Source organism: Streptomyces sp. NPDC004051, assembly GCF_053604275.1.
In genome coordinates this window covers 1-24,934 of sequence record NZ_JBSGHG010000054.1, presented here as the reverse complement: position 1 = coordinate 24,934, position 24,934 = coordinate 1, and the positions used below count along the sequence as shown (strand labels likewise).

Here is a 24,934-nt window from a genome sequence, read left to right as displayed (position 1 = left end):
TGAGCCGGATGGCTCAGGCGCCGGTGCAGCGCCTTAGCTTGCTGGACGAGGGCCCCCGTGCCTCTTGCGCTTTCTCCCGGGCGCCCTGCGCCTTCTCCTTGGCCGTGGCCACCTGGCCGGTCAGGTCGAGTACCTGGCTGTTGGTGCGCTGCAGGACCGCCTTGGTCTGCTTCAGCTCCCGTTCGGCTGCCTCAAGACGGTCGTGCACCTCCTGCGGGCTGGAGCCGAGGCTCTCGCGCAATGCGGCCAGCGCCGAGGCCTCCCGCGACCAGTCCAGGCCTGCCGACTCGGCGTGCCCCTCCGCCTCACTGCGCCGGTCGCGGACGGTGCGCAGGCGTGCCAGCAGGAGCTGACGACGGGCGAGATGCTTCTTGACTGCTTCGCCGGAGCGGTCCACATCCCGGCACATGGTCTGCGACCGCTCCGCACAGGCCTGCGTGGTCCGCAGACCCTCTGCGTCGTCGGGCATTCCCAGGGCCGCACAGACCTCGCGGTGGCTGTGCTGGCGGGCCGTCCAGGCCCGCTGCGTCCGCTGGGCCTCCTCCGCGAGCGCGCCTGCTTGCCGGCGGGCGGCGACTGCGTTCGTGCGGGCTGAGGCGGCCTGCAGGCGCAGCGTCGCGAGCTGCACGGAGCGCGGAGCCTCCACCAGGTGGCTCTCCAGGTCCCGCAGCCCGGCCTCCAGGGTGTCCTGCTGCTCGCTGCGCTCCTGTGCCGCCTGCTGCAACTGTTCGAGCAGGACGTCGATCTCGGCGAGACGGGCCGCGCGGGCGGCCGCCCGCGCCCTGGCGCCGATGTAGCGGGCGCTTGCGGGCAGGTGGCGTCCTCTCAGAGGACCGTTGCCCCACGAGCCGTCGGGCACCACCCAGGTGGGGTGCCCCGGACTCAGGGCGATCTGATCCAGGACGGCGTTGACGCGCGCCACCTCCCTGCTGTCGCTCCCGGCCGGGACCAGCAGCGTGCGCAGTGAGCGCAGCGCCGGGGGACCGCCGGTCCCCAGCAGCAGCTGCCCTCTTTCGGCGACCACGTCGCCATCCTGTGTGAGGACGCCGTACAGCAGCCCCGAGGCCAGCAGGGCGCCCTCCACGCCGGTCCGCACCCCCGCGTCGACCTCGGGACGGAACTCCAGCAGCTGCCACAGCGCCGGTGCGTCGGTAGGCGGGCTGTCCAGCCAGTCCGGCATCGACGGCGGCACATCGCGCTCCCGGCGCAGTTCCCCGGCTTCGGCCAGCAACTGCTCACGTTGGGCATTGTCCTGCTGTGCCTGTGCGGCCAATGCGGCCGTCTGCTGGGCGTGCAGGGCCCGGGCAGGCGCGGCCACCTGATGGGCGAGGGCGTCCAGGCGGGCCAGTTCCCGGTCGGCGTCCGGGCCGGCCGACACGTCACCAGCGAGGGCTTCGACATCGTCCAGGAGAGCGGCGACGGCCGTGCCGTGCCAGTCGACGTCGCCCAGCAGGCGCTGCGAGCGCGCAGATGCCGTCCAGGTCCGCCAGTCCACGGCCAGCTTCACTGCCGCTTCATCGCGTCTGGCTTCCGCCTGCTCTGCTTTGTCTTCAGCCTCGACGGCGTCTTCGGCGGCGTCTTCGGCCCGGTCCTGTGCGCGCCGTACTTTCTCGAGAGCGGAGACCAGTTCTCGGGCCTCGCCGGCCCGTGCGGCTGCCTGCTGGGCTCGGGTGGCCGCAGCCGAGCCCAGCGCGGGGATCGCCGCGAGCAGCGCGTCGATGGTCACGGCGATGTCGTCCGGGGCGGGGACGAGGCGCAGTGCCGCCGGGCGGCTGACGGGCTCCGGGTCGGCATCCGCTGTGGTGCGCACCGGCTCCACCACGGGCTCCGGCTCCCGCACCTCGACGTGCGGGGCAGCGGGAAGCGGAGTGTTGAGACCTGCCCCCGCCAGGAGTTCACCGACCTGCTGGACGATCCGGGCCGCCTCCTCTGCCGCGCTCTTGACGTCCTGGGCCGCTTCGTTGCACGCGTCGGCGGTGCGCTGTTCTTCGTCACGGGCACCCTCAGCGGTGGCCATGGCGTTGCGGGCGGACGCTTCCAGAGCCTGCAGGGTGCTGAGACGTTCGCTGAGCTCCCGGGCGGCCCGGTACTCGCTGGACTGCCGGATTCCGGCGACGGTTGCTTCCAACTCGTCGCGATAGCCGTCCAGTTCGCGGACCTCGGCTACGGCGTCGGCATGGTCGCGGACGAGCTGGAGGTGTGTCTTCTCCCGCTGTGCGGCCCTCGTTTCGGTGTCCCGGGCCAGGACGGCCGCAGCCTGGGTGCGGTCACCGGCGGCGATACAGACGCCCGTGGCGTAACGGGTGTAGACCCTGAGGAAGTCGGCGACGTGACCGTAGGCGGTTTCCAGCCGGGCCAGCGCGGCCCGGGTCTCTTCCAGCCCGTCGAGTTCCTCACCCGCTGTGGCGATGGCCTTGTCGGACAGCGGGGGCAGGGCGTCGGAAAGGATCTGAGGCAGGCGGCCTTCGTCGATGCGGTTGCCCACGTCGGGCGAGCGCAGCGTGCGCAGCAGCTGCAGCAGTCCCGTATACCGCTCGCGTCCTTGGTCGCCGTGGAGCCCGAAGACGGCCGTGCGTACCCGGTCGCGGTGGACGTCGGGAGATGAGGTCAGACGGTCCGCTCCGATGACGGCGGCCAGGCCTTCTTTCGACAGCGGGACCCGGCTGGTGTCGAGCAGGACCAGGTCCTCGTCGACCCGCAGGGGGGTGAGGAAGTACCAGGCCTTCGCCTCCGCGGCGCTGTGCGAGAAGCGGATCAGGGCGCCCGCGGTCAGGAACTCTGTGCGCTGCTCGCCGTCGGCGTCCTCCACGTCACGGGTGAGCTCCAGCCACACGTACCCGAGCCGGTTGGCCTGGCCGTCGCCGCCCGCCCGCATCAGGTCCTCCAGCCGGACCTTGCCGGAACCGGTGGCATCCATGCGGCGCCGGTCGGCGTCCAGGACGAACGGCAGCAGCATCTCCAGGGCCCGGGACTTGCCGGACCCGTTCGATCCCCGCAGCACCAGGCGGCCGCCCGACAGATCGAAGCGCTGGTCGAAGTAGAACCAGACGTTGACGATTCCCGCCCGGTTCAGCCGCCACCGGTAGGGATGGGTCGCGCGGGCGGGCGCTTGCCCGCCCGCGCGGCTGTCGGGTGTGCGCGGGCCGGGAAAGACGAGGGCACTCACAATGCCTCCCTGAGGAAGGACTCGGTGAACAGCACGTCGGACGGCGGCGCGGCGTCAGCAGCATCGGGCGGTGTACCGGCCAACCGCCGTGCGGCACGCGTCGGCTGGGCTTGTGGTTCGGGCCGGTAGCGGGCCGCTGCCGGATGCAGCACCAGTCCTTCGGGCAGGCTGCGGGCCAGTGACATGGATTCCAGCAGGGCCACGACCTCCTTCTGTAGGCGGGCCGGATCGGCGATGTAGGCACCGGCCCAGGCCTTGGCGTAGCGCGAGGCCAGGCCATCCAGTTCACCGCGGACCGTGTCCCACGGCGTCAGCAGGCCCGGCACATCTGCCGCAGTCCCCGGGACGTGGTGACCCGCCGCTGGCCGGGCCAGATCGGTCAGTGCATCGGTCAGCAACAGCGCTGCCTGGCGCACGGTACCCGGGCCCGGATAGGCCACATCGCTGAGGGTTCCTTCGGTGTCGTAGGCCAAAGCCCCCTCCGCTCTGACCTTCAGCGTCAGCCCGAAGTGCTCCTCCATAAGGCGCGTCAGCTCCGAGCGTTCCCGGGAGAGGACATCACGCTCGTCCTCCGGGAGCTCTTCCCGCTTCACCAGCGGGTTCTCCACCAGACGGCGCCGCAGACTACGCCGGGGCTCGGACGCCCCGCTCGGCAGCCGATCCGCCAGGTCGGCGAGGGAGGCCACATTGCGCAACGGGCGGAGCAGCACGTGCGGCAGCAGGGGGCGGTGGATCTGCAGCACCCCCTCCTCGCGCCGTTCACTCCAGGCGGACAGCGATCCGTCGGTCTCGGTCAGCACACCCCAGTCGATAAGAAGCCCGACGGCCTGGACCAGGCGGCGGTTTTCCGAGGGAGTGTCGCGCAGTTCGACACCGGCCGAGGCGGCATCGGCCCGTACCTGCTCGACCAGCGAGGAGATCAGCAGCCACTCCCCGGTACCGGGCGTGAGCAACGCGGCACAGGCCAGCGAGAACAGCGCATAGGTCTGCGGGGTGAAGGGCGGGCTGTCTCCCTGCTGGACGGGCCGCAGCGGACCGTCCGGGCTCGGAGGCGTCTTCACCAGCCGGGCAAAGGAGGTCTCGACGATGAGGTGATACCCCAGGAGCTTGGCGAAGGTGGAGCGCAGCGCGGCGGAATGCCTGCGGACCACGGCCAGCTCGTCCGGCTGCCGGTGCGACGTCAGCACCGGGCGGGCCAGCAGGGTACGGGCTGCCAGACGCCGCTCCGCCGCCTCGTGCTGAGCGGTGGAGCCGGCCGGCCTGTTGTCCACACTCACCGGACGCCTCCTGCCGCCGAGGGCGGCTGCCGGTCCCCGCCCGTGCCGACGGTGAGTTCGTCTGCCGCACCCGCTGCATCACCGGGGCGGGCCCCGTCGGCGGCCGAGGCTTTGAGAGCCAGACGCAAGAAGGTCGTGTCGCCGTCGTCCGATCTGATCACGGTGTCGGTGTCCGACTCCGCGACGTCTACGGCGACATGGAGATCGATGTCCTCCACGCGCACGGCTTGTGACGGGCTGAGTTCCTTGGCCAGCGCCATGGACACCAGTTCCAGCAGCAGATCACGGGCCGCCGGAGTGAGGCGCGCTCCGTCCAGCACACCGGCAGCGGCGAGTTCGGCCCCGGCCGTCTGGCGGGCCGCGAGTTCCTGCGCGGCCTCTTCCTGCAGACGGGTGATGTCCATGCCCGGGTCGGGCACCCGCGCGGTGCGTCCGCGCGCGGTGCGGTCGCCGCGCTCCCGCAAGGAGACCGGGACATCCACCGGGCCGGCGTCCCACCACGACGTCGAAGCGGTGTCGCGGGGGTCGGCCTCCTCGGGCCCGAAACTCACATGACGCGCGGGGTAGGCGCCGAAGGCGGCCGAGAAGCCGCGGTGGGCCTCTTCGACACGGGCCTGCGCGAACAGGCCCGCCAGGTGCATCAGGTCGCTGCGCCTGGCTCCTCCGGTGCCGCCGGGGGTGAGCATGCGCCGTGCGTTGGTGAGCAGCTGCCCCAGAGCGGACTCGGCCGCGGCCCGCAGCTGAGCCGGGCCGGACAGGCCGCCCTCGCCGCCGCTGTACCAGGCCTGCAGTTCCGCCCAGTCGTTGTACTGCCGTCCAGGCAGCCGCTCGACGGGGGCGCCGTCCGCGGAAGCCAGGCCCGGCAGGCTGTCCAGGGCGTTCAGGACGTGGTCCAGGACCGGCTGGAGGTCATCCAGGCATTTCAGGACCGCGGGGGAGTGCCGGGAGACGTCGGTGTCGATGAGGTGGACGTATTCCAGCAGCAGGCCCTTGAACGACGCGTACTCCTCACCGGCCAGGTCATAGCGGACCAGCACGGACGACAGGTAGGCGTAGAAGTCGCGGATGCTGTCGGCGAAGTACGCCTGGTTGGTGAAGACGGTCGTGACATCGGCCGCCAGGGCCTCGGCGTCGATGGTGCGGGGATGGCGTGCCTGGCGGAGGATCTTCGACAGCAACGCTGCCATGCTGCCGAGCAGTTCGCGGGCCACCTCCCGCGCACCGTCGCGCATCTTCAGGACCTTGGTGACCTGCCGGTGGACCGTGCCGCCGAGCCGGGTGACCTGGAAACGGGCCCGGGTGTGGCGCAGCGCGGCGACTGTGGGGACACGGGGGTCGCGTGCGGAGGGCATGAGGTTCTTCCAGCGGACCAGGCTGGCGCAGCGGGCCTCCGCATCCTCCGGGGACAGGGCGATACCGCGTTTCGCCAGTGCCTCGCTGACCTCCGCGGCGGACAGATCGGTCAGCAGTGTCTGCGTGAACTGGTCCATGATGGCGAGGTATTCGGCCGCATTATCGACATTGTCGACCGTCACATACCTGAAGAGATCGCGCCGCTCGTCTGACTCGTCTTCGGAGCCGTCTTCGCCCCCGAAGTAGCCCTCCTCCACTCCCGTCCCCCTCTGGCTCCGGGCCGCAGGGGCCAGGAAGGTACCGACGGCCAGATTAGGGCGGGAAGACTCTGTTTCCCGGCGATCGATCACCAAGGACCGAAAATGATCGCCTTTTGACAGAGTGCCAGCCAGGGGCGGCTAGCGGAAGCCGTCCGCCGGCGCCAGTGTCTCCGGCCCTTGCGCTGTGCACAGCCCTCAAGCCTGCCCCGATTTCTCTCTGCTATCGACAAAACCCCTCGCAGCAGGCATCCCGTTAGTTACGGTCTGTACTCGTAGATACCATCCGATGTTTCGGCGCCCCGCTTGGTGTTCACCGCCAGCCGGCAGCGTCCGACACCGCAAGACCGATACAGGGAACGGCCGATGACCGACACCGACTCCGAGCCCCGCGGCGCTGACAGCGCCGTATTCGGCCGCAGTTTTGCACCCGCGACCGGCCGGCAGCCGTCCGCGGGCGGCCTCCTCACCAGCAGCGAGGACGAACAGGAGGTGGGGAAGGTCGCGGGTACCGAGGACTCCACTCCCTTGAAGTTCCATGTTGCGCTTTCCCCGAATGCCTATCTGCAGCTCGACGACGTGGTCAGCACCCGGCGAGAGATCCCCGGCCGCGGCACGATCGTCACCTCCGGTGTGGTCACCGAGGTGGTTGCCCGCCACGAAGGTGCCGCGTTTGGCTCAGACGTGTTCCTCATCGCCGACGGAATCCTGCCGGCGAACGTGCAGGAGATCGCCGAGGTCACGACCACTCGTGTCGACCCCGAGTGCTACGTCCCGCCACGCCCCGGCGAAGTCGCCATCCGGGCCGCAGGCGCTGCCCGGGACGCCGCCCTGTACTTCGACCGGATGGACGCGCGCGTCCCCGCCGGCATCGGCCGTGACGGCGAACCGATCTATCTCAACCTCGAATTCCTTGACGGCACCCGCGGCGCCCACGTATCGATCTCGGGCATCTCAGGGGTGGCAACCAAGACCAGCTTCGCGCTGTTTTTGCTGCACTCGCTGTTCACCTCGGGCGCCCTGGGCGCCCGCGCGGTCAACGCCAAGGCCCTGATCTTCTCGGTCAAGGGCGAGGACCTGCTGTTCGTCGACCAGCCCAACGCCCGCCTCGACGACACTCTACGTGCCGCCTACGCCCAACTCGGCCTGCCCGCCCAGCCCTTCGCCTCGGCTGGCTTTTACGCCCCGCCACTGCCCGGCGACACTACCGGCCGCCCCCACGTCACCGGCAGGACCAGCGGCGTCACCGCCTTCTGGTGGACCCTGCATGAGTTCTGCGAACGCGAGTTCCTGCCCTACGTGTTCGCGGACGTCGAGGACGAGAAGAACCAGTACACGATCGTCGTGCACCAGGTCACCAGTCGGCTGCGCCGCGAGGCCCAGGCCGCTGGGAACGACGGCGCGGTCACCATCGACGGGAACACCCTCCGCACTTGGCCGGACCTGGTCGACTTCATCTGCGACAAGGTCACCGACGACGTCACCCGCGCGGACTGGGCGGGCCCGGCCATCGGCCTGGGCACGGTGAATGCGTTCGTGCGACGGTTGCGGTCGTCCCAGAGGCCGCTCGGGCCCTTGCTGCGCGGCGACCTGAGCACGGTCACCGACCGCCCGGTTGCGCACTCCATCGACACTTCGCAGCAGCAGGTCACCGTGGTGGACCTGCATAACCTGCCGGAGCGGGCCCAGCGGTTCGTCGTCGGTGTCGTGCTGGCCGCAGAGACCGACCGCAAGGAGCAAGCCGGCCCGGGCGGGCTGCTGTTCACGATGGTCGACGAGCTCAACAAATACGCGCCCCGCGAGGGATCCTCCCCGATCAAGGACGTACTGCTGGACATCGCCGAACGCGGCCGCTCGCTCGGCATCATCCTCATCGGCGCCCAGCAGACCGCCTCTGAGGTGGAGCGGCGCATCGTGTCGAACTCCTCGATCAAAATCGTCGGCCGGCTCGACGCGGCCGAGGCCGGCCGCCCCGAGTACGGCTTCCTGCCCGCCTCTCAGCGTCAGCGCGCCACGCTCGCCAGGCCCGGCACCATGTTCATCTCCCAACCGGAGATCCCGGTACCGCTGGCCGTCGAATTCCCCTTCCCCGCCTGGGCCACCCGGCTCTCCGAGGTCGCCGACCCCACCTTCACCACCCGCGCAGCCGGCCAGGGCACCGGCAGCACGGTGCGACCGGACCCATTCAGCAGGCTGCCCCAGGCCGAGAGCGATCCGTGGCCCGACGACACCGACGACGGCGCCATCGACGAGCCGCCTTACTGACGCCCGCCCCACCTCCCTCCTCGGTGCGCTAACGCGCCACGCTGCTCTGCCCAGCCACCCGAAAAGGACCCACGCCGTGAAGTTCCTTCACACCTCCGACTGGCACGTCGGTAAAACCCTCAAGGGCCGCAACCGGCTCGAGGAACAGACACGCGTCCTGCGAGAGATCACCCAGATCGCGATCGACAACGACGTCGACGCCGTCCTCATAGCCGGCGACATCTACGAAAACGCCGCGCCGACCGCGGACGCCCAGAAGCTGATCGTGCGTACCCTGCTGCACCTGGCCAAACAGAACATCGAAGTCGTCGTCATCGCCGGCAACCACGACCACGGCGCCACATTCGAGGCCTACCGGCCGCTGATGGACGTCGCCGGCATCCACGTCTACGGACAGGCCAGACCGGCCACCAAGGGCGGCGTGCACACCTTCCGCGCCAAGTCCACCAACGAGGCCGTCAACGTCGCCGTCCTGCCGTTCCTCTCCCAGCGCTACGCCGTCCGTGCCGCGGAGATCATTGCCAACACCCCGTCGCAGAACGTCGGCGCTTACGACCAACTCGTCCGCGATGTCCTCGCCAATCTGACCGGGGCGTTCACCCCGGACGCCGTCAACATCATCATGGCCCACCTGACCTGCACCGGCGGTGCCTTCGGCGGCGGCGAGCGACCCGCCCAATCAATCATGGAATACCACGTGCCCGCCGCCATCTTCCCCGTCGAGGCCCACTACGTGGCCCTGGGGCACTTGCACCGCCGCCAGCACATCCCCGCCGCCTGCCCGGTGCACTACAGCGGCTCCCCCTACGCCATCGACTTCGGCGAGCAGAACAACACCCACGTCGTCTGCCTCGTCGAGGCAACCCCCGGCACCCCCGCAGAGATCACCGACATCCCCGTCACGACCGGCCGCCGACTGCGCACCGTCGAGGGAACCGTCGCCCAGCTGACCGCCGACCCCGCCGGCTACGACGAGGACTACCTCAGACTTGTCGTCACCCAGCCCGCCTACGCCGGCATGCGCGACGACCTGTACGAAGCCCTTCCCAACGCCCTTCAGATCCTCATCCACCCCGATCATGCGAGCACCGGCGCCACGGCAGGAATCGGCGTCGACCAGCCGGTCAAGACGCCTGCGCAGCTGTTTGCCGACTACTGCCACAGTGTCGGTGTCAGCGACGACCGGGTCACGGCTTTGTTCAACCAGCTGCACGACGACCTCACTCGCTCGACCACCCGACCCTGAGGCCCCAGGCCTGCACCCGCCCGAAGGAATCCTCAGATGCGTCCCGTTCGTCTGGAGCTCAACGGCTTTGCCGGCTTCCGTGCCCCCACCGTGGTCGACTTCACCGACACCGACTACTTCGCCCTCGTCGGTCCCACCGGTTCAGGCAAGTCCACCATCCTCGACGCGCTGACGTTCGCCCTGTACGGCTCGGCCTACCGGTGGGGACGCAGCAACGCCATCTCCTACGCACTCGCCCCCACGAGCAACCGCTGCACGGTCTCACTCACCTTCGACGTCGGATCACAGCGCTACCAGGTCGCCCGCGAGGTCCGCCGCACCGGCCAGCAGATCCAGCAGAAGGCCGTCAGCCTGGTGCAGTTCACCGACCCCACCGCAGTCGCCGTCGAGGCAGACGGACCACAGCCGGAAGTACTGGCCGGGGAGATCAAAGAACTAAATCCCGCCATCGAGCAGTTGCTCGGACTGTCCTTCGACGACTTCTGCCAGTGCGTCGTCCTGCCCCAGGGCGACTTCGCCCGGTTCCTGTCCGCCAGCGCCCGCGACCGCCAGCAAATCCTGCTCAAACTCCTCGGCGCCGCCCAATACGAAGGCATCGGCAAACGCGCCGGCGCCCAGGCAGACCAAGCAGCCAGAGAGATCGAGGTCCTCAACGACCAGCTGAGCCGCCACGCCGACGCCACTCCAGAAGCTGAGGCCACCGCACAGGCGCGTGTCGAGACGCTCGAACATCTGGCCGTCACCGTCGACCAACTCGTGCCCCGTGTCACCGAGGCACACACCCGCGCACACGATGCCGACGCCCGAGCCGACAAGCTGCGCAGCGAGACCGATCTGCTGACCTCCATCCACACCCCCGATGGCATCGAAGAGCTGCAACGCCATGCCACACAGGCACAGATAGAGGCCCGGCAGACCCGTGACGCCGCCGACGCAGCCGCTCAGACCCTCTCCGACGCCACCAAAGAGGCTCAGTCCGGCCCCCAGCGCACCGACCTGACCTTCACCCGCGACCGGTACACCGAGAAGGCAGGCCTGGTCGCGCGCCGCGACGACGTGATCGCCGATGCCCAGCGCGCCCAAGACGAGCTAGCGCAATGCGAAGACCGGCGGAAGGCAGCGGCGGACGCCGTCTCCAAGGCCCGGCGCAGTACCGAGGAAACCCGTGAGCGCCGCGATCAGATCCGGCAGACGCACGAAAAACTGCAGCAACGCCAGCAACTGCTGGCCGCCGTCCGCACCCCCGACGGCGTCACCGACCTGACCAGCCGCGCAGCAGCTCGCTCCAGCGAGGCCGAAGCCGCCGCCGGGGAGCTGGCCGAGGCCCGGGACCGGCACGAACAGGCCTCCCGCGCGCTTACCACCGCCGGCGACGGCAGCCGGCTCACGGACGCACACCACACACTCGACGAACTCCTCGACGTCATCGCCTTGCTCACGGACGCCACCAGCGAGCTGGACGACTGTGCCGAGGTGACCAGCCGAGCTGAAGAGTCGGTGGCTGGCGCACAAGCGCGCCTGGACGCGGCCACAGCCACGCTCGAGAAGGCTCAAGCCCTTGCCGGTGCCGCGCAGCTGCGCCCCCAGCTTCAGGTGGGCCACGCCTGCCTGGTCTGCGAGCAGAACGTCACCACCCTCCCGCCCCCGCTGTCCGACCCCGCTCTCCACGCAGCCCAGGCGGCGCGTGCCGTTGCCGCAGACGAACACCGTGACCTGCTGAACCGATACGAGGACGCCAAGGCCACGGTCGCCGACAAACAGCGGGCCATGGACGGACTGACCACGCAGCGCACCCTGCACGACAAGAGGCTGAGCACGCTGCTGCCCGACCGCCCCGCCGACACCGACCGCGACTGCGACGCCGACCGCGCCCACCTCGACAAACTCACCACATATCGCGACCAGCTGACTGCCAATGAGCAGCAGGCGCGTGACGCAGTACAGAAAGCCGAGACCGCGCACGCGTCCGCCGCGTCGGCGGCTGCCGCACTGCAGCGAGAACTCGACCGGGCCCGCAGCACCCTGCACTCGACGCTGGGCACGGTGGCCGCTCTCGATCCGCCGGCCCTCGACACCGACGACCTGACCGCGGCCTGGACCGATCTGGAGACCTGGGCCCGCACCCAGACCGCCACCGCAGACCACGACCTCGCAGCCGCCGCAGCCGAAACTACCGACGCCGAAATGGCCCACTCGGACGCGACCAATGCGCTGGATGCAGCCGACCGTGCGCAGGTCGCCGCCCAGGCTGCCCACACCGCAGCCGTTCGGGACGCCGCAACCGCCGACCTCGCGCAGACCACCCTGACCGACCGCCTGAGCGAACTGGACACACTCCTGGGACAGGCGCCGCCCGAAGACAAGCTGCCGGCTCTCTTCAAGGAATGCACCCGCCTCGAAGAGGCCGTGAAGGCAGCCACCACCGAGGCCGGCCGCACGCGCGACACGGCCAAGACAGCGGCGGCCGAGCAGGAACAGTGGCAAGAGCGCACCACGAGTGCCCGATCCGCATTGACGGCCGCCCGGGACGCGGTGGCGGCACTCAACCCACCGAGCCTCGACACCGCCGACCTCGCCGCCGCCTGGGCCACCCTGACAGGCTGGGCCGACCGTGGGGTCAGCGACCGGCAGGCCGCCACCGTGCGTGCAGATACCGACGCCCAGACCGCCCATGACGAAGCTGACCAGCTCCTGGGCCGCCTGGAGGCTCTCCTGCGCGATAACGGCCTGGATCCCCACGACCTCGGCGACGGCCCGGGGCGTGCCGCACAGGCTCCGCGAGTCGTGGCGGTCGCAGCCGAACGCTCCCGGGGCCAGGTGGAAATGATCCAACGCAGCCTCAACGACGCCGCCTCGATGCGAGACAAGATCGACGCCGCCCGCACCCGGCAACAAGTGGCCGCCGAGCTGGCCCGGCTGATGCGGTCCACCAAGTTCCCCCAGTGGCTCGCCAACTCAGCCCTCGACACCTTGGTCGCCGGCGCCTCCCAGTCACTACGCCAGCTGTCAGCCGACCGCTTCGACCTCAGCCACCAAAAGGGCGAGTTCTACGTCATCGACCACTTCGATGCTGATTCCTCGCGCTCGGTGCGCACCCTGTCCGGCGGCGAAACATTCCAGGCCAGCCTGGCCCTCGCACTGGCCCTCTCCGACCAGCTGGCCGGCCTGGGCGGCGCTACGAAACTGGAGTCCATCTTCCTCGACGAAGGGTTCGGCACCCTCGATGCCGAGTCGCTCCAGACCGTCGCCGACACCCTGCAGAACCTCTCTCTGGGAGAGCGGATGGTCGGAGTGATCACCCACGTCACTGCACTCGCCGAACAGATCCCGGTCCAGTTCCACGTCCAGCGCGACACCCGCACCTCCACCGTCACCCGGCAGGGCACATGACCAGCGCAGCACAGGCTTCCCGCATGCGGTTCCACGTCGACGGCTGGGACCCCACCTACGGCTCCAGCGTCGAGAACGCCGAGAACGGCATCGCCGACTCCACCGCCAAGGTCACTCCCCACATCGAACTTGCCCCGGCCGACTGGAAGCCCGTCTCGCCCTCCCAGGTATCTGCCCCAGGTGCGGTCTTGTTCGTCGACGGCGTCCGTCGCGTCGAGGCCCGCATCTGGATCGAACAGCCCCCCTCCGCCGAACCGGCCACCAGCCCCGGCAACGCGGTCCGGGACGCCCGGATGGCGCTGTGCGCCTCCTACGCGGCAGGCGCCGTGTGCTGCTGCCCCGACCGCGGCGCACATCTGCTGACCATCGGCTACCGGCGTGGTCTGTTCACCACCGCCACCAACGCCGCCGACGTGCCCACCACCGCCGGAACCTACAAGGCCACCATCACCCCCGACGACCAAGAACAGAACCTCGCCGTGCTGCTCTCGACGGCGCTGCAACGCCAACTCACCGAACTCGAGGTCCTCGTCGCCACCCACGCCCGCACGGCCCTGACCGACCACGGCGTCCCCGAAGAATCGGACCTCCTGGTCGTGGACGGCCCCCTGCGCGGACGCACCCACCTACCGCGCGCACTGGGATTCATCAAGTCCCACCGCACCGCCTACCTGCCACCCGACCTGCACGCCATGATCGCCACCCTGGCCCCCGGCGAACGCAGCCCGGTGTTCTTGATGGGCACTTCCTGGCACCGCCACGCCTGGTACCTGCGACTCCCGTGCACCCCCGGCGCCCCATGGGCCGGGATCGTGCGACTGGAATGCGCCGCCGACATCCCCGCGGCCGCGGCGATCGAGCTGGCCAACCTCTCCCAGGTACTCCTGCCGCGATACGCCAGCATTGAGTACAAAGACACCCGGGCCCCGCAGAACCTGGTGCCGGTCGCCGGACTGGAGAGAGAACTACGCCGCCACCTGGGCAACCCCATCCTGCTCAGCCGCGCCCTACGCGTGGCATCGGCAAGCTGAACCGCAGCTCCCCACCCGCAAAACCATTGCCCACATCGCCGAAAAGATCTCCCTGCAACGCCCCATGACCGCCTCAACAGTTCATGTCCGGAGCGGCACCTCTCCATGGCCACCACACCCCTCGAACTGCGCCCCCACCAAAGGGAAGCCGTCTCGGCGACCACCCGTGTCCTCGGCAACCATCCCCGTGCCAGCGTGATCGCGGCCTGTGGCACCGGCAAGACCCTGATCGCTGCCCGCGCCACCGCCCGTATCGCCCCCCGCGGCCGCGTCCTGGTACTCCTGCCGACCCTGGACCTGCTCGTGCAGACGATCCGCTCCTGGCGGACCGCGGGACGCAAAGGCACTTCCATCGCGGTGTGCTCGGCACGCCAGGCCCTCGACCACGAGCCGCTCGGCGCCGACATCCCCCTGACCACCGACTCCGGCGAGCTGACCGCCCTCGCCACCCCACCCCGCTCCGGCCCGGTCACCGCCTACGCCACCTACGCCTCCCTGCCCGCCGTCATCGCCGCCCACCGCGACCACCACCTGCCCCCCTGGGACCTGGTGGTCGTCGACGAGGCCCACCGCACCGCCGGCCGCCTCGGCAAAGCCTGGGCCGCCGTCCACCACGACGACCAGGTCCCCGCCGCCCGTCGCCTCTACCTGTCGGCAACCCCCCGTATCTGGGACCCCGACGACGCCCCGGACACCGACGGCGCAGAGACAGTGGCCTCGATGGACGACGAGAACCTGTTCGGCCCCGTCGCCTACCACCTCAACCTCTCCGACGCCATCGACCTCGGCCTGCTCGCCGACTACCAGATCCTCGTCCCCGTCGTCACCGACCAAGACCTGCGCGACTGGCTCGCCACCGGCCCCGGCGCCGGCGTCGACGGACTGCGCCTGGCCGGCCGCCAGGTCGCCGCCCTGCGCGCCATCCACGACCACCGGCTACGCCGCATCCTCACCTTCCACCACCGCGTCGCCGACGCCCGCGCCTTCGCCACCACCCTGGCGGACACCGCCACCACCCTCCCCACAGAGCTGCGGCCCGAAGGGCTGTGGGCGGACTGGATCAGCGGCCACCACACCCCCCAGGTCCGCCGCCGCCTCCTGCTCGAGTTCGCCTCCCACACCACCCCCCACACCCCGGCCGTGCTGTCCAACGCCCGCGTCCTGGGGGAGGGCATCGACGTGCCCGCCATCGACGCCGTCGTCTTCGCCGACCCCAAGAACAGCCCCGTCGACACCGTCCAGGCCGTCGGCCGCGCCCTGCGCCAAACCCCCGGCGCTGGCAAGAAAGCCACCCTCGTCGTCCCCGTCTACCTCACCCCCGACGAAGACCCCGACGACCTCCTCGGCGCCGACGCCTACACCCCGCTGTGGCGCACCATCCAGGCCCTGCGCGCCCACGACGACCGCCTCGACGCCCGCCTCTCCGACCCCCGCACCCACCGCCCCACCATGCCCGGCGAGGACCCCGAAGCCTGGCTCCGCTTCGACCGCCCCACCCAGGCCGAAGAAGTCGCCCTCGCCCTCTCCCTGCGCGTCCTTGCCCCCAAGAGCGCCGAATGGCGCCGCGGCCTCGCCGCAGCCCGCAGCTACCGCAACACCCACCACCACCTCGACGTCCCCCAGGCCTACGAGGACCCCACCGGCTACCCCCTGGGTCGCTGGCTCACCTGGCAGCGCCACCTGCACACCAAGAACACCCTCGACACCGTGCGTGTCCATGCCCTCGAGCGCCTCGGCATCATCTGGGACCCCCGCCAGCAGGCCTTCGAACGGGCACTGGCCCACGCCGCCGCCTATGCCGCCCGCCACGGCCACCTCGCCGCACCCGTCGAGGAAGTCCATGACGGCTTCCCCCTGGGCCGCTGGCTGGCCACTCAGCGCACCCGGGCCGAGACCCTCACCGAGCAGCGCGCCGCTGCCCTCACTGCCCTGGACCAGTGGTGGAACCCGCCCTGGCCGATCACCTGGCAGCGGACCTACCACGCCGCCCGCCAGAGCCTGGCACACAACGGGACGGCCTCCCAGACAGAGAAGTGGCTCGAGGCCCAGCGCGCCCGATCCGACCGCCTTCACCCCGAACAGAAGCGCCTGCTGAAGGAGCTGGGACTCGTCGACCTGCCCGGCACGTCCGCCTCCCCGGCGGAAGAGAGCCACCTGCCGGCGCGCGAGCGTGCCTTCCAGCGCGGGCTGGCCGCCGCACAGGCATTCCGCGCGCGGGAAGGACATCTCAACGTCCCCCAGCGCCACATCGAGAAGATCGACGGCGACCCCGTACGCCTGGGCCAGTGGCTGAGCAACCTGCGCCGCCGCCGCTCCAGCCTCAGCCCGCACAGGCAAGCAGCACTGGCCGAACTCGGCCTGTAAGCAGGCGAGCTCACCTCCTCGAAGGAGGAACGGTTGACGCCGGGAGCCGGCAGAGGGACGAGAGGTTCAAGCCAATGGCCTGAATTGCGCCCTGGCGGAGTCGCTCGGCATGCCCACACTGCACAGCAGGGAGAAACCCATACCGGCCGGTGCAAGAGGGGGCATACATGGCGGCCAAACGCAAGAGCAGAACTGCCCGCAGACGCCACACCACCCGATACAAGGCGGCAGCAGGCGGACTCGCCGCACTCGCCCTGCTGGCCCTGCTGCGCCCGGCGATCTGGCTGTATATCGGCGCAGTCCTCGCCGTCGCAGGAGTCGGCTGGAGGGTGTGGCGACTATGGCGCACCGACAGACAACTGCGCAGCTCGGACGCCGCCTGGAGACGACGGGAGGAGATCGCAGCGGGACAGCGGACACTGGCTGCGATCGACACCATGTCCGGCACTCAGTTCGAGGAAGTGGTCGCTGAGCTATGCCGCCGCGACGGCTGCACACAGGTGCGCACGGTAGGCGGGACCGGAGACAACGGAGCCGATGTGCTCGGCCGGCTACCAGACGGCCGGACCATGGTGATCCAGTGCAAGCGATACGCACCCCACCGGACGATCGCCAGCCGCGAAGTACGCGATCTGCTGGGAGCCCAGGTGCATTTCGCCGCGGATGTGGCCATCTTCGTCGCCACCACACGATTCAGCCGCCAGGCCGAAGCGTTCGCCCTCGACCACCACATCCTCACCCTGCACCGAGACTTCGTCGGCCTGTGGAACAACGGGACACCGCTGCTGTCGCTGGCCGAAGTCAACGGACGCGGACAAGGCGAAGCCCGCCACCGAGCACGCTGGAAACAGACCTACGCCAAGTGACCTCATACCGGGCCGTGAGAGGCGAGGCGGGTAACACACAGAACGCCCGCCCCGCCCCACCAAGCCCGGGCGGGACCAGCCAGCCATCAGCTGCGCCGGCACGAGCCTGGAAACCGACGCGCGCCACAATCGCGCCTACTCGCCGAACCCTTCCTGATCGACGAAGCCGGGATGCTTCTCATCGGCGCTCTTGGCGAGATGCAGGGGCGCAGGAAGGTTGGTGCGCCCATCCCACATGGCGGCCTGCTCGCAGATCCGCGCGGCAAGACCGACCAGCTGCTCCTCGCGCCAGCCACCATGGCGAGCGACTACGTACTCGGTGCGGGTCATGGCGTGGAAGGGAGCACCCATCTGAGCCAGTTGCCCACTGGGCAGCGTGCGGCGCGTGTACTGGGTGCCGGTGCGCTGGCCGCCGACGTGCTGGCGGGATTGTCCCGCAAACAGCCAGGACACCACGCCCCCGTGATCGTGACGGTAGAGGATCTTCTCCGGCATGACCGGCTGCATCGGGTTGGCCGGCAGCCTGCTCACGCCGCCGGTGCGCCGTGACGGCTGGGGTGTGCCCTGTCCGTTGCCGACCCTGACGACCGCCACATCCCACCCCTGGGCGATCAGGCTCTGCCCGGGAACGTGGCCCTCGTCGAGCCGGTCGTTGCACAGACCGGGCCAGATCCGCTCACGCTCCTCGGCGAAGACGATGATCGGAAACCGGTCACCGAGCGCGGCCAGAGCCCGGTCCGCATAGGTGCGGACGTTGTCCGGGCCCCCGTGGTCCTCCCGCAGGTGATGCCCCTTCTTGCCGATAGGACCGGCATGATGCAAAACGCGTGCCTGGGCCAGGGGGCGCCAGCCCTGGTCGCTGTACATGAGGGTGGGCCAGTAGGCGTCCTCGCCGAGCGGGATCCGCATGGCGACCAGCGTGATGGCCAGCACGGCGGGTTTGCGGGGACGGCCGGGACGTTCGTCGTAACGGTGGTAGCGGGTCCACAGCCCCACCGCCACAGCCTCCCGGTCAAGGGCGGTGTCCTTGGCGTTGCGGTGGAAGGCGGTGGCGGCCAGACGGTTGTCGATGATGCCGGAGTCGGAGTGCAGACTGCCAAGCGCGATCTGCACCGCATGGTCGTCCTTGTAGGCGACGTCCGGCTCCGGCAGACCGGCGTTGCGGGCCCTGGCCCGCGCGACCTTCTCGGGCGTGTTGAGCCGGTACGGGTCGCCAGGGTCGGAGTCCATGGTGATGAACTGCGAGGGGATGCCGCGCTCGGCAAAGAGCACCTTGAGCGCGTGCTTGGCATCCGTCACCCCAGCCTCCTTCTCCTGCTCGCTGGGGTAGCGCGTCTCGCACAGCGCGGTGACCAGGGCCCGCCCGGCACCGGATTTGAACCAGGGCAGCGTGTTCAGGATCAGGCTGCGGTCGTGACCGCCGTGACGGACAAGCTCCGGCAGCCGCACCGCCACGAGCTCATACCCGGGCGCCAGGACCACCGGCTGTTCGTCGGGCAGATCAGCCAGGTCGGGCCGCGCGTAGTCGCGAGCCAGCTGCCCCAGCACCCGCGCGCGCCACTCGGCCGACTCGTACAACACCACGGTCCGCACCGCGTCGAGCTGGGCGCCTGCCATGGCGCCGGCCATCTTGCCGGCCGGCACGTAGGGCGGCAGGCTTCCGCCCGGCTTGCTGATCTTGATGGATGTCCCGGTGTAGATGACGGGCTCCTGACCAAGGACGCGCCCGGCGTGTTCCTCGAGCCGGGCCTGGAACATCGCCCCGACGCCCTTGTCGATCGGGTGCTTGCCCGTGCGGTGCACCCCGCGCACCTCTGCCAGCTCGTCCAGCCCCGTCAGGGGCGGCTGGGGCAGGCGGCCGACGCCGCAGGCCTCGACGATCTGTGCCGTCGCCCCGCGGTAGCGGACGGCCGCGGGCTGCATGAATCCGTCCGGGCCCTTCTCCCACCGGGTGGTGATCGGGGCCTTGAGGATGATGTCCGCATTGACGGGATGGCGCAGCAGGACGTTGCGGATGCCCTTGTAGTGGGTGGCGACGCGCGAGATACGCGCCGACAGATGCGCAAGAAGACCCTTCCCGCCGGGGGCGGGCTCGACCTCGATGTGGATACGTTCCATGGCGTAGCCGGCGATGCGCCGGCGTTTGCCGCTCTCCTCGTCGATCCACGTTCGCTCGTGGACCAGCGGGGCCTGCCACGCCAGCAGGTCGCCCTCGCTGTCGAGGTGGAACCGCAGCGCCGGCAGCGACTCGTCGAGCCCGAGGGGCTGGGCAGCCAGCATGCTCGCCAGCCGCCACCCGGCCACCCGAAATGCCCAGCGGGGACCGGTGATCCGCCCAGCATTGTCGCGGTGCAGCAGCGAACTGAGCGGCTGGGGCCCGTCGTCGGACAGCCGCAGCAGAGCGGCGAGGGTGTCACGGCCGTCATGCCCGTCCAGCCGCGTCTCCCACTCCCGCATCAAAGTGCGCACCACGGCCCCGTCCAGCGGCCCGGGCGTGACGATCACGCTCCGCCCGGCCCATCGGCCGGTCCTGGCGGGTCGGTCGGGGTTGGTGAACACCAGCCGCTCACCGGTCACGGCCCGCGCCGCCGTCTGCAGGGACGCGATCGGCTGCACGGCGTCCTTGCCCCGCGGCCTCGGCAGCCGCCGCCAGGCCGGCGCGAACGCCTCGTCCTGCGGATAGACGTGCACCGTGCCCAGCAGCCGGTCATCCAGCGCGAAGGACAGGGTGAACAGGCGGCCGCGGTCGTCACTCACCATTCGCCCATCTCCTCTTCCTCATATCCGGTGGGGGAGTGCTCCGCCAAGCCCAGCAGAGCGTCGGTCATGGTGGTGCGGTAGACGGCGTCGATCAGCGGCATGTGGTCCTCGTCCCGCCACTTCCCACGCAACTGCTTCAGGAGGGCGGGCAGGGTGGAGTCGGCGGCGGTATAGGTGAAGGCGGCGTCCAGCAGCCGCAGCCGCCCCGGGTCCCCGCCGCGGCGGGTACGCCCGCCCAGCTGGATCAGCCGGGTCAGGATCTCCGCGACCACGGCGAGTTTGACGTCCTCGCCCAGCGACTTGAAGTACCCCTGGCCGCTGCGGATGTCGTCGAAGATCTGGCCCGCTGTGATCCGCAGCCGCTCCAGCTCCCCGGCCGGATCGGGGCCCGGCCGCCGCTGGCGGTAGGCGAGAGAGTTGACCAGGGACAGCAGCACCGGGGGGTCCTCCATCACAGGAATGGGCCGGTTGACCAGACAGGCCACATGCAGCAGGGAGCGCCCGTCACGGTCGACGATGTTCAGACCACGCTCGACCCGCGCCATGGGGGCGATCAGGTACCGGCACCGGCCGTGACCCACGGCGTGGGGGAACTGCTCGAGCCGGTTGCTGGGAATGGGCACCCAGCCGGGCGGCATCCGCTCCAGCGCAGCCATCTCCTGCGGCCGCACCGCCACACAGATCTCCGACGCCGCGACCCCCACGTCAATCATGCCGCGGGCGAGCGCAGGACCGGCGTCGTAGGCGGTCGGCGCAAGCAGCGCATACGCACGGTGCGCGGTCGCCGGATCGGTGGCCACCGCGTCGAGCTGCGCGGGGAGGTCCTGACCGACGCTGCGTCCCATGGCCGTATAGGCGCGCTTCCGGTTCACTCCGTCGGTGCCGGACACCACGATGCCTGCCCCGTTGTCCTGGCCGGCCTGCAGCTCGACGGTGAGGCTTCCGTTGACGTCGTCCGGCACGTACCAGGCCAGCTCCGGCAGAAGGTGATGACGCGGCGCGTACGGCATGAACGCCGTGGCAGACATCCCGATCACCGCCCGGCGGGTGCCGGTATGGGCGAGCGCGGTCACCTCGCCCAGGTAGGCCAGGTGAGCGTGCGGATCCCCGACATAGGACTTCAGCCGCAGCGCCGTCTGGTGCCGGTCGCCAGGATCGAACGTCTCGGAGAACGCGAACAGCGCACGCCCCAAAGGACCATAGGGGGCAGCCCGCCACGGCACGTGCGAGGCCAGGGCATCCACCAGGTCATTGCCGGCGGAGATCCCCGCCCCCTGCAACGGTGCAGCGACACCGACGATGCGGTGCAGGATGCTGCGCATCTCCTCCAGATACGCCCGCCGGGCTGCCAGCAGCGCCAGCGAGGACAGCCGCTTCTCGTCCGTCTCACCGGTGATCGCCGAAAACGCTTTTCCGATCCGCTTCAAGGTGGCGTGGGTGAGCCGGTCCGACCCACCGGCCAGATCCGTGACCGAGGACAAAAGCTCCCTCAGCTCGGCCAGCCCCTCGACCTCATCGGCGAACTCCAGCGGCCCCTCCCGCTTGTAGAGCTGGTTGACCGCCTGCATCTGCTGCTCCGTGGGCCGCTCCCCAGCCTCCAGCCCAAAGATCCGGGAGGCGAACATCCCATCCCAGCGGCGCGGCACCACCATGCTGCGCCGCTCCCGGTCGGGATGGATGACCCCGCCGACGAGGTGGGACACATAGGACTCGGCCAGCCATACCAGGTGGTTGATCAGCGGTCGCAGGTACTGCTCAAGGCTCATCGGCAGCCGGTAGCAGTGCCGCCGGAACTGGCTGTCGAGCTCGCGTACCGGGGTGCGCTCCGCACCGTCCTGGGCCAGCAGCACCTGACGGGCCGCCTGGTCGAAGGCCTGCGCCTGCAGGGCATCGGCCTCGTCGATGATGACCAGATGACTGCGGTGCAGCAGCAGCTGCTCGGTGGTCATCCGCCGTCCCGGGGCAGGCCGCCCCGCCACCGGCGCGTGGATGTGCCCGGTGAGGAAGTTCGCATGGTTGGTGACGAGGATGTCCGCCGACGCCGAGGCCCGGTGGTGGCGAAACTTCCCGCAGCCGCCGCGCCACGGGCAGGCCAGGGCCTTGTCCGCTCTCGGCCCGTTGGGCTTGAGCTGGTCGCACGGCTCCTTGCCCGGCGTCCACGTGTCCACCGCTTCGGAGGAGGTGGTGGCATGTCCGGTCAGGGGGCAGCTGTAAGACATCTCCCGGTACACCCAGGTCCGAAAGTCCGCATTGTCCTGCGGATTGCCGGCCGTCTGCTCGGCCAGATCCATCATGGAGGCGGGGGAGACGACCGGCGTGACCTGCGCGGAGACCCCCAGGTCGACCAGATCCTGCCGCAGCCGGTACACCGTGGCCAGGACCTGCGCGCTCTGCGGAACGACCAGCGAGATCACCCGGCCCCGCTGGGCACACCACACCGCGACGAGTTCACTCAGGACGTTCTTGCCCATCCCGGTGGGGGCGTGGAAGACCCGCAGCGGCCCGGCCTGGACGCGCAGAAGCTCGCCCACGTCCGTGCCGTCGCGGCCGCGGGCGTGCCGCCTGATGTCCGCGACCGCCTTGCGCCGGTAGTCCTGCCCGCGCAGCTCATCGAGCCAGCCCGCGATCTCGTCCAGCTCGGCGAAGGGGATCACCACCTCGTCCGCGACCGGGGCGTCGCCCAGTTCCTGCACCACGCTGGGAGCAGGGGGCCCTTGGTAGTCGAGGTCGTAGAAGACGTCCACCACCCGGCCGGAAGGGCTGAGCGGATCCCTGATCCGCAGGTCGCTGACGTAGGAGCCGGGCGGCGCAGGCTTGGGCAGCAACTGCCCCTTGGCCGCGTTGTCCTCAAGCTCGTCCAGCAAGGCATCGATGAGGGCTTCCTCGTCGCCCACGGGCAGGATCAGCACCTGCTCCTCCCCGTCGGCCGGGGCGAACTCGACCGCCTCACCACCGTCCAGGACCGCTGCCGTCTCCGTGACAAACACCGAACGGGAGGCAAGGACAGCCGGCCGCTGCCGCAGCATCCGCGTGATCCGCACCTGATCGGGCAGCGCCAGAGCAGACCAGCCGTCCCACAGATGCATCTGCCCCGTGGCCAGGAAGTGCGCATCAGCAAGATCCACCACACGCCGCCACGACGCCTGCTCCTCCAGCGCCCGGTTGGGGAACACCCGCGCGGCCAGCAGGATCACCGCCCGCAGCGTCAGCGGCACGCTGACGGAATACCTCGCGTTCTTCGGCGACGTCATGCGCCCATCCCCTTCAACCGCCGGGTCACGGCCGCCTTGAACCGGCTGACCGTGAACACGCTGTAGCGCTGCCCGTCAGCAGTCCGCAGCGCATCGAGCCCGGACTGCAGCTGATTGACCTGGCTGCGCCGGTAGTTGGGCACGACCACCGTCTCCCCGGCAGGCGGCCGGTCAATGATCGTCTGCGCGTCCTGGTGATCCTTGACGTCCACCCGCCAGCAATGCCCGTCCACCAGGTAGACGCCGACATCCCACTCGTCCAGGTTCTCCCAACGCTCTACCCGCACCCCCTCCTGCTTCTCCAGCCACTGCATCAGGCCCACCTCACTCAGCCCGGGACAGGTGATGTACCGCCATACCCCCCAGTCCAGGTACAACACGCCCTCCGCCGGCTCCGCAGCCGTCGCCAACCGGCCCCGCCCACCGGTCAGTACAGGCGGCCCACCCCGCTTGCCACCGCCCGGGACAAGGCCGAACCGGCTCTGATGCGGCGGATACTCACACCGCAACTGCCCACCCCGCAGCACCATCGGATACCGGCACTGCGGACACGGCCACAACCACGACGACGCCCCCGCCCACACCCGGTCCGAGGGAACAGGCCGATACACGTCCATCCGTGCCGCGCCACGCCGCGAATACTCCTCGACCAGTGCCCGCTCCGTGCCGTACGGCACCTCGGTCAGCATGGTCCGCGCCGCCACATAACCGGCCTGCCCATCGGAGCGGATGTGCCGAAAGGCAGCCCGCTCCGTCTGCTCAGCCGTCTGCCGAACCCACGCCGGAAGCCACGTCCCACCGAGATCGAAGTATCCGTCGTCCCCGTACAGGGCCTCCAGATAGTTCATCCCCGCCTCGAAGGCCTCCTCGGTCAGCTCACCGTTGTCCGTCAGGACAACCAAATCCCCCATGACAGAAGGAAGTTCGTCCCACGCCAACGGCACCCATTCCCGCAAGCGCACCGGCAGCAAATCGATCATCTCGGCAGGCGTCGAAGGGCCTGCCCCCACCGGCAGACTCGACAAGAGCACCCCGTGCATACGAGACAGCTCCCGCCACGCACGAGGCTCCTCAACCCGGTTGATCCACGCAGCACCAGCCCGCAGAGCAGCGGTAATGATCCTCCGAGCGGCAACATGTTGGCTGACAGGCACAGCTCATCACCCCTCCACGCCCCACCAGTGGTATTCGGGGCTCATTCCAGACGGGCCAACAACTTCCGGAACATACAGACTGGGTCTGACAATGCACTCCAAAACCGACGAAGACGTGCCCCCGCGGCAGCGGGGGCACTACAAGAAACCGCACATGCCGGCAGGCACGCCCCGCAGCCCCGTTCTGTTGGCCCGCCAGGGCCAAAGCGCACCCACCCAGGTACGCCAGAGGGGGAGAGGAACCGGATAACTGTCTAAAAAACTCTTACGACATCACGGCGCCGTAGGCGCCGAGACGCATCGTCCCCGAACCTGCCCGGCAGGGCAGGGAACCCGAACCCACCCGACACCCCACCGTCATGCCGCCAGGCATGACACCTGAGCATGCGACAGCGGGGCCGCCAGGCCCCGCTCCTCTTTCCCTGCTGGCCCGTCAGGGCCAGCCCAGCCGACACACAGTCATGCCGTCAGGCATGACGACGCGCCACCTTACGGGCCGTCAGGCCCGTAGTTGGCCGCCAGGCCAACTGAAGAGCCGACAGGCTCTCCGCCCC

At 69.9% G+C, this 24,934-nt stretch carries 12 protein-coding genes; 6 read left to right on the top strand and 6 right to left on the bottom strand.

The window, feature by feature from the left end; all coding sequences use genetic code 11:
- Positions 1–13: 13 nt before the first annotated feature.
- From ACWEQO_RS32590 to ACWEQO_RS32580, 3 genes are read right to left on the bottom strand one after another with little or no spacing between them, the layout of a single operon-like run.
- Complete coding sequence (locus ACWEQO_RS32590; RefSeq protein ID WP_452986212.1) at positions 14–3,166, bottom strand: hypothetical protein; 3,153 nt, start codon at positions 3,164–3,166, stop codon at positions 14–16.
- Positions 3,163–4,437, bottom strand: coding sequence for a TIGR02678 family protein (locus ACWEQO_RS32585; protein ID WP_452986221.1), 1,275 nt, complete (start codon positions 4,435–4,437; stop codon positions 3,163–3,165). The genes ACWEQO_RS32590 and ACWEQO_RS32585 overlap by 4 nt, the downstream gene beginning before the upstream one ends.
- Positions 4,438–4,439: 2 nt before the next feature.
- The gene (locus tag ACWEQO_RS32580) at positions 4,440–5,978 is read right to left on the bottom strand and encodes a DUF2397 domain-containing protein (RefSeq protein WP_452986211.1); all 1,539 of its coding nucleotides are present in this window, start codon (positions 5,976–5,978) and stop codon (positions 4,440–4,442) included.
- Between the two features lie 384 nt (positions 5,979–6,362).
- Between ACWEQO_RS32580 and ACWEQO_RS32575 the strand changes: the two genes are divergently transcribed.
- The 6 genes from ACWEQO_RS32575 to ACWEQO_RS32550 all read left to right on the top strand — a co-directional run bounded on the left by ACWEQO_RS32575 (position 6,363) and on the right by ACWEQO_RS32550 (position 17,215).
- Entirely contained in the window at positions 6,363–8,318 is a 1,956-nt protein-coding gene (locus ACWEQO_RS32575; protein WP_452986220.1) for an ATP-binding protein, read from the top strand.
- A gap of 76 nt (positions 8,319–8,394) precedes the next feature.
- Positions 8,395–9,564 carry an exonuclease SbcCD subunit D gene (locus ACWEQO_RS32570; protein WP_452986209.1) on the top strand — a complete coding sequence of 390 codons (1,170 nt, stop codon included), beginning with the start codon at positions 8,395–8,397 and terminating at the stop codon, positions 9,562–9,564.
- 36 nt (positions 9,565–9,600) lie between these two features.
- A complete protein-coding gene (locus ACWEQO_RS32565; RefSeq protein ID WP_452986208.1) occupies positions 9,601–12,954 on the top strand; it encodes an AAA family ATPase in 3,354 nt (1,117 codons plus the stop codon).
- 23 nt (positions 12,955–12,977) lie between these two features.
- The gene (locus ACWEQO_RS32560) at positions 12,978–13,985 is read left to right on the top strand and encodes a hypothetical protein (RefSeq protein WP_452986207.1); all 1,008 of its coding nucleotides are present in this window, start codon (positions 12,978–12,980) and stop codon (positions 13,983–13,985) included.
- A 105-nt stretch (positions 13,986–14,090) separates the two neighbouring features.
- On the top strand, positions 14,091–16,349 hold the full coding sequence (locus tag ACWEQO_RS32555) for a Helicase associated domain protein (protein WP_452986206.1): 2,259 nt from the start codon (positions 14,091–14,093) through the stop codon (positions 16,347–16,349).
- A 167-nt stretch (positions 16,350–16,516) separates the two neighbouring features.
- Positions 16,517–17,215 carry a restriction endonuclease gene (locus ACWEQO_RS32550; RefSeq protein WP_452986205.1) on the top strand — a complete coding sequence of 233 codons (699 nt, stop codon included), beginning with the start codon at positions 16,517–16,519 and terminating at the stop codon, positions 17,213–17,215.
- Positions 17,216–17,350: 135 nt separating this feature from the next.
- On the opposite strand, the gene ACWEQO_RS32545 is transcribed toward ACWEQO_RS32550, so the two are convergent.
- Genes ACWEQO_RS32545 through ACWEQO_RS32535 form a run of 3 tightly spaced genes read right to left on the bottom strand, consistent with a single transcriptional unit; the run spans position 17,351 to position 24,380 of the window.
- A complete protein-coding gene (locus ACWEQO_RS32545) occupies positions 17,351–19,975 on the bottom strand; it encodes an RNaseH domain-containing protein (protein ID WP_452986204.1) in 2,625 nt (874 codons plus the stop codon).
- Complete coding sequence (locus tag ACWEQO_RS32540) at positions 19,969–23,226, bottom strand: hypothetical protein (protein ID WP_452986203.1); 3,258 nt, start codon at positions 23,224–23,226, stop codon at positions 19,969–19,971. Before ACWEQO_RS32540 ends, ACWEQO_RS32545 begins: the two co-directional genes overlap by 7 nt.
- On the bottom strand, positions 23,223–24,380 hold the full coding sequence (locus tag ACWEQO_RS32535) for a restriction endonuclease-related protein (protein WP_452986202.1): 1,158 nt from the start codon (positions 24,378–24,380) through the stop codon (positions 23,223–23,225). Before ACWEQO_RS32535 ends, ACWEQO_RS32540 begins: the two co-directional genes overlap by 4 nt.
- Between the last annotated feature and the right edge of the window lie 554 nt (positions 24,381–24,934).

What these genes read in the sequence shown, in the direction of transcription:
- ACWEQO_RS32565 (WP_452986208.1), top strand. Translation starts at nt 9,601, where the DNA reads ATGCGTCCCGTTCGTCTGGAGCTCAACGGCTTTGCCGGCTTCCGTGCC.
- ACWEQO_RS32560 (WP_452986207.1), top strand. Translation starts at nt 12,978, where the DNA reads ATGCGGTTCCACGTCGACGGCTGGGACCCCACCTACGGCTCCAGCGTC.
- ACWEQO_RS32555 (WP_452986206.1), top strand. Translation starts at nt 14,091, where the DNA reads ATGGCCACCACACCCCTCGAACTGCGCCCCCACCAAAGGGAAGCCGTC.
- ACWEQO_RS32550 (WP_452986205.1), top strand. Translation starts at nt 16,517, where the DNA reads ATGGCGGCCAAACGCAAGAGCAGAACTGCCCGCAGACGCCACACCACC.
- ACWEQO_RS32545 (WP_452986204.1), bottom strand. Translation starts at nt 19,975, where the DNA reads ATGGTGAGTGACGACCGCGGCCGCCTGTTCACCCTGTCCTTCGCGCTG.
- ACWEQO_RS32540 (WP_452986203.1), bottom strand. Translation starts at nt 23,226, where the DNA reads ATGACGTCGCCGAAGAACGCGAGGTATTCCGTCAGCGTGCCGCTGACG.